Below are 7,274 nucleotides of genomic sequence, written 5' to 3' on the forward strand. Positions count from 1 at the left end.
GGCCCCTCTGGAGCAGGTAAAACCACTCTTTTCTCCCTGCTGCTGCGTTTCAATGTTGCGCAACAGGGAAAAGTGCTGCTCGATGGCATCGATTTGCGCCAGCTGCGAGCGGCGGAATTGCGCCGAGGGATGGCATTAGTTCCGCAAAACACCACGTTATTTTCAGGCACCGTTGCTGAAGCGATTCGTTTTGGCCGGCACGCCACCGATGCAGAACTGCGTCGGGCAGCGCAGCTAGCCAACGCAGCTGAATTTATTGAAGCTTTGCCGGGGGGATACCAAGCTCGTGTTGAGGAGCGGGGCACAAACTTCTCTGGCGGCCAAAAGCAACGAATTGCCATTGCTCGAGCGGTGCTTGGTAATCCAGCGGTGTTACTGCTTGATGAGGCCACCAGCGCCCTTGATGCGGAGGCGGAAGAGGCGGTGCAACAAGGGCTAGCCCAAGCGATGGCTGGCCGCACCGTGCTAGTGATCGCCCACCGTTTATCAACTGTGCAGGAGGCCGATCGGATCCTTTTTCTGGAGAATGGGCGGATTATTGAACAAGGGAGCCATGATCAATTAATGCAGGCAGGGGGGCGATACCGCGAGCTCTGCAACCGACAGCTAATTAGATCTTTTCTTCCATAATCCAATAAACTGTTTTTATATTTCAAAAAGCCAAACAGACGTCTGTAAAAAATGACTACCAGCACCTCATTGCATTGGGACTACAGGGTTATTCACATCAATGTAGATAACGGACCTCCACCAACGCCCCCCACTCCGGAAGCTGCCAGCGAAAGGCTGGGGGGTGCATTAAGCCCAGATTTCATCGCAAGAGAATTTCCTGATTTTTATTCAAAAAATCAATCGCTCCCAAAGCATCCAGCGGCCCAGCTGCAACATTTTCTAAATCTGCTAGGGCAAGAGGGCTGGGAATTCATCGAAACGGCTCAAGTGGGCCCGTTGTTGATGTTTTTCTTCAAGCGTCCCCAAGGCCCGGTACATTAGCCGGGCTCCTCAAGCTTAGGATCAAAGCCTCAATGACTAACTCCGGCGATCAGGAAAATCCTGTACTCACGTTTGAAGGTAAGCGCTACGACCTTAATAACTTGCCCGACGACGTAAAGGAATTGGTTCGTGGTAGGCAAGTGGCAGACGCCCAATTGCGGCTCCATGAGGACACCTTGAAGGTGTTGGCAGTGGGTCGTCAGTCGATGGCGTTGCAACTAAATGAACGCCTCAAAACAATCGACCCAATGGCTGAGTAATTAATAAATTAGCTAAAGAACCTCAAGGTTTTCAAATAAGAAACGCTGTTCGCTGGCTGGGATGTCTCCATGGGCATCGCCAGCCACAACCCGCTCGCCCAAAACCCATAAGCCTGAATTATTAAGCGGCACAAAAGTATCGCTAAAGCGGCTTATGGCGCCTTTTAATTCGCCGCTGGCGGGATCCGAATACTGACTTGTGTATTTGTGGCTTAAGTAACCCCTTCCAGTGTCGGTTGTGCTTTCGGTAAAAATAGTTACTACCGTGCCATGAATATGGCGATGAACCATCGTTACAACATCATTTTTGATGCGATAACGATCACCGGTATTTTTTCCACCAACGATTACTTCGGTGCCAATTGTGTCGGTGTTACCGGCGCTGAAGCTATTGGAACCATGGGTTTGCTCGAAACTGCGGCGCACTCGGTGGATCGCTACTTCCCAGAGCTGGGAAGCCATCGCCTTGTGGATCTCTTCATCGCTAATACCTTCCACAGTTGCCTTGAGATCGGCGCCCACTACAAAGCTGCCCTCAACGCGCTTGTCGCCCTGCTCCCAGATGCAGCGGCCCTTGTAGCCACCGAAATCCGGTTCCCAGGTGTAGCGATTTTCATAGGCGGCCCTGAATAGGGAAGTGCAGTCGCTGCCAGGAATTGGCGCGTTAGTTGTGGGGCTGCTGATTGTCATTGTTGTGGGTAGTTGCGATTAGCGATGCAAATCCTGCAAGGCGTTGATTGGTAGCTCATTCTGGCCCTGCAGAGCAGCCACTGCAGCCACCGCTGCTTTAGCCCCGGCAAGTGTTGTAACGGTGGGCACTTGATAATCGAGGGCAGCTCTGCGCAGATATCGATCGTCGTGGGTGGCTTGGCGCCCGATGGGGGTGTTGATGATTAATTGAATTTGGCCGGAGCGGATGGCATCTTCCACGTTGGGGCGCCCTTCATGCACTTTGAGCACGGTTTTTACTTCTAATCCTTGAGCCCTCAGGTGGCGGGCGGTGCCACTGGTGGCAACCAGGGCAAAACCTTGGGCGGCTAGGTCTTTTGCAACAGCGCTTAAGGCTTGCTTGTCCCGGTCGTGGGTGGAAAGAAAAACAGTGCCTGCGGTGGGTAAAACCTCGCCTGCCCCAAGTTCAGCTTTCGCGTAGGCCATGCCAAAACTAGTAGCGGTTCCCATCACTTCACCGGTGGAACGCATCTCAGGCCCCAGCAGTGAATCGGCGCCGGGGAAGCGGCGAAAAGGCAAAACTGCTTCTTTCACCGCCTGCAAAGGGGGTTGGGGTTCATTTATTACGCCAAGTTCATTTAAACTGCGTCCAGCCATTATTTGACTGGCAATTTTTGCTAACGGCAGCCCGGTTGCTTTTGCTACAAATGGCACAGTTCTTGATGCCCTTGGATTTGCTTCAATTATAAAAACTTGATGATCTTTAACGGCAAATTGAAGATTTATTAAACCGCGCACTTCTAAGCGTTTGGCTAATTGAATACTCCAATTTCTTATAGTTGCTAAGCAATCTTTAGATAAGCTCACTGCGGGTAGGCAACAGGCGGAATCTCCAGAATGAATGCCAGCAGGTTCGATATGTTCCATTAAACCGCCAATTACTACCATGCCTGAGTTGTCGCATAAAGCATCAACGTCTACCTCTATTGCATTCTCAAGATATTCGTCTATCAATACTGGTTGATTCGGATCCACCTTCACGGCTTCGCGCATATAACGATCTAATTCTTTACTATCAAAAACAACTTCCATCGCACGGCCACCAAGTACATAACTGGGGCGTACCACCACCGGATAACCAATTTTTTCAGCGATTGCTATTGCTTCTTTTTCACTGCGAGCAATGCCATTTCGTGGTTGCCGTATTTCTAAACTACGTAATACAGCTTCAAATTGTTCACGATCCTCTGCTAGGTCAATATTTCGCGGAGAAGTGCCCCAGATTTCAGTGCCAGTGAGTTTGCCTGCATCAGTTTCAAGCCAGGCAAGTAGTGGTAAAGCAAGTTTAAGTGGGGTTTGGCCGCCAAATTGCACAATCACCCCAGCTGGATGTTCGGCCTCGATCACATTCAACACATCCTCCAGAGTGAGGGGTTCAAAATACAAACGATCGCTACTGTCGTAATCGGTGGAAACGGTTTCAGGATTGCTGTTTTGCATCACGGTTACCAATCCTTCCGCCTGCAGCGCAAATGAGGCATGGCAACAGCAGTAGTCGAATTCAATCCCTTGGCCGATCCGGTTGGGGCCGCCGCCAAGAATTAACACTTTGCGCCGTGATTCCGGCTGCACCTCAGTATTAGGCGCTAATACTTCCAATTCTCCCGCACTATTTAATCGCTCTAAACATCTTTCATAGGTTGAATAGTGATAAGGGGTGCTGGAGGCGAATTCAGCAGCGCAGGTATCAACGGTTTTAAATAAAACATCAACGCCAAGTTCTTGGCGCTTACTGCGCACTGTAAGTTCATCGCTTCCTGTGGCGTAGGCGATTTGACAATCGCTGTAACCCAATTGCTTTAGCTCCAGTAAAGCTTCTGCATTAAGCTGAGCTAATGTTTTACCTTGAAGCAGGCGTTTTTCACTAATTAGTAGAGCTTCAAGTTTACCTAGAAACCAGGGATCAATATTACTTAGCTGATGTAATTCAGCCACAGTACGCCCTTGATTTAAGCCGCTGCGCACTGAAAAGATACGTTCTGGGGTTGGTGTGCGTAGTTCCCTTTCCAGCTCGCTTGGGCTAGGGCTGGTTTCTGGCCGGTCGCAGCCCCAGCCGCTATGGCCAGTTTCAAGGGAGCGCAGGGCTTTTTGAAAAGATTCTTCAAAGCATCGACCAATCGCCATCGCTTCCCCAACCGATTTCATCGAGGTGGTGAGCACAGAGGAGCTGCCGCTAAATTTTTCAAAAGCAAAGCGCGGCACCTTAGTTACTACATAGTCGATGGTTGGTTCAAAGCAGGCTGGTGTTTTTTCGGTGATATCGTTAATAATTTCATCAAGCCGATAACCAACAGCCAGCCGCGCGGCAATTTTGGCAATCGGGAAGCCCGTTGCTTTGCTGGCAAGCGCTGAACTGCGACTCACCCTTGGATTCATTTCAATTACAACTACATCTCCATTACTTGGATTGATAGCAAATTGGATGTTGCTGCCGCCTGTATCAACGCCGATTTCCCTAATAATTGCAATTGATTGATCTCGCAACCTTTGATATTCCCGATCTGTGAGAGTTTGAGCTGGGGCAACGGTGATTGAATCTCCTGTGTGAACCCCCATCGGATCAATATTTTCAATGCTGCACACAATTACAACGTTATCTGCACTGTCGCGCATTACTTCAAGTTCAAATTCTTTCCATCCCAGCAGTGATTGTTCAATCAAGATTTGAGATGCCGGGCTGGCCTCTAGGCCGCTTTTGCAGATGGCAATAAATTCCTCCAGGTTGTAAGCGATGCCACCACCTGCCCCGCCCAAGGTGAAGCCAGGTCTAATTATGCGGGGATAACCGCCAATACTTTCTCCAACTATTAATGCCTCTTCAAGAGTTGTAGCGATTCCCGAAGGGCATACATCTACGCCGATTCGTTGCATCGCCTCCTTAAACAATTGGCGGTCTTCAGCTTTACGAATTGCCTCCAGATTTGCGCCGATTAGTTCAACTCCGAAGCGTTCAAGCGTGCCGTTTTCAGCAAGTGCCACCGCCAAATTGAGAGCGGTTTGTCCTCCCATTGTGGGTAGGAGCGCATCAGGTCGTTCCCTTTCGATTACCTGGGTAACCACTTCAGGCGTTAGTGGCTCGATATAGGTTCTGTCCGCCATATCCGGATCCGTCATTATTGAAGCCGGATTGGAATTCACCAAAACCACTTCATATCCCTCTGCTCGCAAGGCTTTGCAGGCTTGGGTTCCGGAATAATCAAACTCGCATGCTTGGCCGATCACAATGGGGCCAGACCCCAGCAGCAGGATCCGATGCAAATCCGTGCGGCGGGGCATGGGCGGTGATTACAGCAAAACGTTCACAGCATCTCACCTTGGCGGCCTACCCACCAGCATCCCTTGCTGAGAGGTCGCTACTCTGTGGGTTGTATCTGACGTTATTGAACGTCTGTGTTCATGAGTGAGCTCCAGCGCCTGAAGGGGCTGCTGCCGCCAGAGATGCAGAGTTGGGTTTTTGTTGAAGCAGCAGCTTCCGCAGACCCTCCCTTGATCAGCCTCGAGGAAATTGGTAGGGATGAAGTGGAAATCCAGTTGCATTTGGATAAATGGGATGAACTAGCTCTCGATCACCGCAACCTTCTTTTTTGGCATGAGGTGGGCCGTATCCAAAATGACGCCATTCCGCGGGATGGTTGGGAAATGGCAGCACTTGCAATCGGTCTTGGTGGTGCGATCGGCGAGTTGTGGGTGCAAGACGGCTTATTACTTGTGTTAGCAGTGGGATTATCTGGATTTGCCGGTTATCGGCTTTATCTAAAAAACAATTCCGAGAAACGGTTGCGGGACGCCATTTCAGCCGATGAACGGGCCATCGGGCTCGCCACCCGTTTTGGCTATACCCTTCCCAACGCTTACAAAAGTTTGGGGGGTGCATTAAAGGAACGCATCGAGCAAACCCGTAAAAAACGCCAACGCAGCTTTTTTGAGGATCGCCTCGAAGCCCTGCGTAAAAGTGCTGGCAAAGCAAGAGCTGATATGGCTCAGCAACAAGGCAGTAGCCGTTCAGTTACCAGTGAAAATGTGTATGGATAGCGAATCGTTGGCACGCCTCGCGGCCGAAGCCGCCGACGACCGTAAGGCGGTAGATATTCGTTTGCTCAGGGTGGAAGAGGTAACTACTCTCACCGATTGGTTTGTGGTTTGCAGTGGTCTTTCTGATGTGCAGGTGAGAGCAATTGCGCGCTCTGTGGAAGACCGGCTCGAATTGGAATGTGAAAGGCTGCCCTTGAGGCGTGAGGGTGTTACCCAAGGTCGTTGGGTATTGCTTGATTACGGCGATTTAATTGTGCAGGTACTCACCCCTCAGGAGCGCAGTTACTACGATTTAGAGGCTTTTTGGGGTCATGGTGAAACCATTCTTTTCACCCCTACCACTTAATTATCGAGCTGTTACGTGATAAGCGTTTGTCCGGTGCCGCAGGAGCAGCGTCCCTTGCAGGAATATCAACAGCTGTGCGAATCCTGGTTTTTTAGATGGCCTATCCATTCATTGGGAGGTTTAGTTGCCGCCCTTGGCGGTGGTTGGATCTTGCTGTTGCCGATCGCAATAATCGTTGCCACCGGCAGCGTGCCACTGCGCCATAACCCAGTGCAGCTTGTAACTGCAGCAGCTGTTGCAGCATTGCTTTTGCCTTTACTTTTACTAACTCGCCAGTGGCTTGGCTGGTCTTATGTGCAGCGGCGCTTGGTGCGAGAAAAAATCATCTATGAGGAATCGGGCTGGTACGACGGTCAAGAATGGGAAAAACCGTTGGATTGGCGTCAGCAAGATTTATTGGTGGCACAACATCAGGTAAAACCAATCTTGGTGCGCCTTGGGCAAGCCCTCACGCTGCTGCTGGTGCTGCTCTGCTTTGGCTCGAGCATCTGCCAGGCTCTTTGAAACCTAACGTTTTATTTATTTGATATGACTTCCTCCATGGGGCTGAGTGGATCAAGTCGCCAGGGCACTTCACCTTTAGAGGTGGTTCTCTTACGCAATGGCGTCGCTGAATCCCTGCACCGGGCCCATGCGGTAGTTACCGATCAACGCGGCAGATTATTGATGCGGGCTGGGGATCCTCAGCACCTCAGCTTTATCCGCTCCAGCTTGAAACCTTTTCAAGCCCAGCTTTTTGTTTCCAGTGGTGCAGTGGATGCCCAGGGGGGTGGCGATCGGGCAATGGCAATTGCTTGCGCTTCCCACGACGGCACCTTGGAGCAAGCGCGTGAAGCTTTTCAGGTGCTATGGCGGGCAGATGTAGATGTGAGTTTTTTGCGCTGCCCTTGCGGCTTAGATAAAGAAAGCGCCCT

General features: G+C 50.7%; 9 protein-coding genes. 7 read left to right on the top strand and 2 right to left on the bottom strand.

Annotation, left to right across the window (positions count from 1 at the left end; translation table 11 throughout):
• The 3 genes from KB557_RS07785 to KB557_RS07795 form a co-directional block, all read left to right on the top strand.
• A partial coding sequence (locus tag KB557_RS07785; protein ID WP_255132967.1) for an ABC transporter ATP-binding protein occupies nt 1–630 on the top strand: 630 nt, incomplete at its 5' end.
• A gap of 51 nt (nt 631–681) precedes the next feature.
• Nucleotides 682–993, top strand: coding sequence for a hypothetical protein (locus KB557_RS07790; protein WP_255132969.1), 312 nt, complete (start codon nt 682–684; stop codon nt 991–993).
• 32 nt (nt 994–1,025) lie between these two features.
• Nucleotides 1,026–1,253 carry a DUF6447 family protein gene (locus tag KB557_RS07795; protein ID WP_255132971.1) on the top strand — a complete coding sequence of 76 codons (228 nt, stop codon included), beginning with the start codon at nt 1,026–1,028 and terminating at the stop codon, nt 1,251–1,253.
• 12 nt (nt 1,254–1,265) lie between these two features.
• On the opposite strand, the gene KB557_RS07800 is transcribed toward KB557_RS07795, so the two are convergent.
• Nucleotides 1,266–1,943 (bottom strand): DUF3386 domain-containing protein, encoded by a 678-nt coding sequence (locus KB557_RS07800; RefSeq protein WP_255132974.1) that lies wholly within the window; start codon nt 1,941–1,943, stop codon nt 1,266–1,268.
• Between the two features lie 18 nt (nt 1,944–1,961).
• Complete coding sequence (gene carB / locus KB557_RS07805) at nt 1,962–5,258, bottom strand: carbamoyl-phosphate synthase large subunit (RefSeq protein ID WP_255132976.1); 3,297 nt, start codon at nt 5,256–5,258, stop codon at nt 1,962–1,964.
• Nucleotides 5,259–5,378: 120 nt separating this feature from the next.
• Here carB and KB557_RS07810 point away from each other — a divergent pair, with 120 nt between their 5' ends.
• The 4 genes from KB557_RS07810 to KB557_RS07825 form a co-directional block, all read left to right on the top strand.
• A complete protein-coding gene (locus KB557_RS07810; protein ID WP_255132978.1) occupies nt 5,379–6,014 on the top strand; it encodes a DUF3318 domain-containing protein in 636 nt (211 codons plus the stop codon).
• Nucleotides 6,007–6,360 (top strand): ribosome silencing factor, encoded by a 354-nt coding sequence (gene rsfS, locus KB557_RS07815; protein WP_255132980.1) that lies wholly within the window; start codon nt 6,007–6,009, stop codon nt 6,358–6,360. Before KB557_RS07810 ends, rsfS begins: the two co-directional genes overlap by 8 nt.
• 18 nt (nt 6,361–6,378) lie before the next feature.
• The gene (locus KB557_RS07820; RefSeq protein WP_255132984.1) at nt 6,379–6,864 is read left to right on the top strand and encodes a CGLD27 family protein; all 486 of its coding nucleotides are present in this window, start codon (nt 6,379–6,381) and stop codon (nt 6,862–6,864) included.
• Between the two features lie 36 nt (nt 6,865–6,900).
• Nucleotides 6,901–7,274, top strand: a 374-nt coding sequence (locus tag KB557_RS07825; RefSeq protein WP_255132982.1) for an asparaginase, incomplete at its 3' end; no start/stop codon positions are given.

This window comes from Synechococcus sp. Cruz CV12-2-Slac-r (genome assembly GCF_024346075.1).
Lineage (GTDB): Bacteria > Cyanobacteriota > Cyanobacteriia > PCC-6307 > Cyanobiaceae > Synechococcus_D.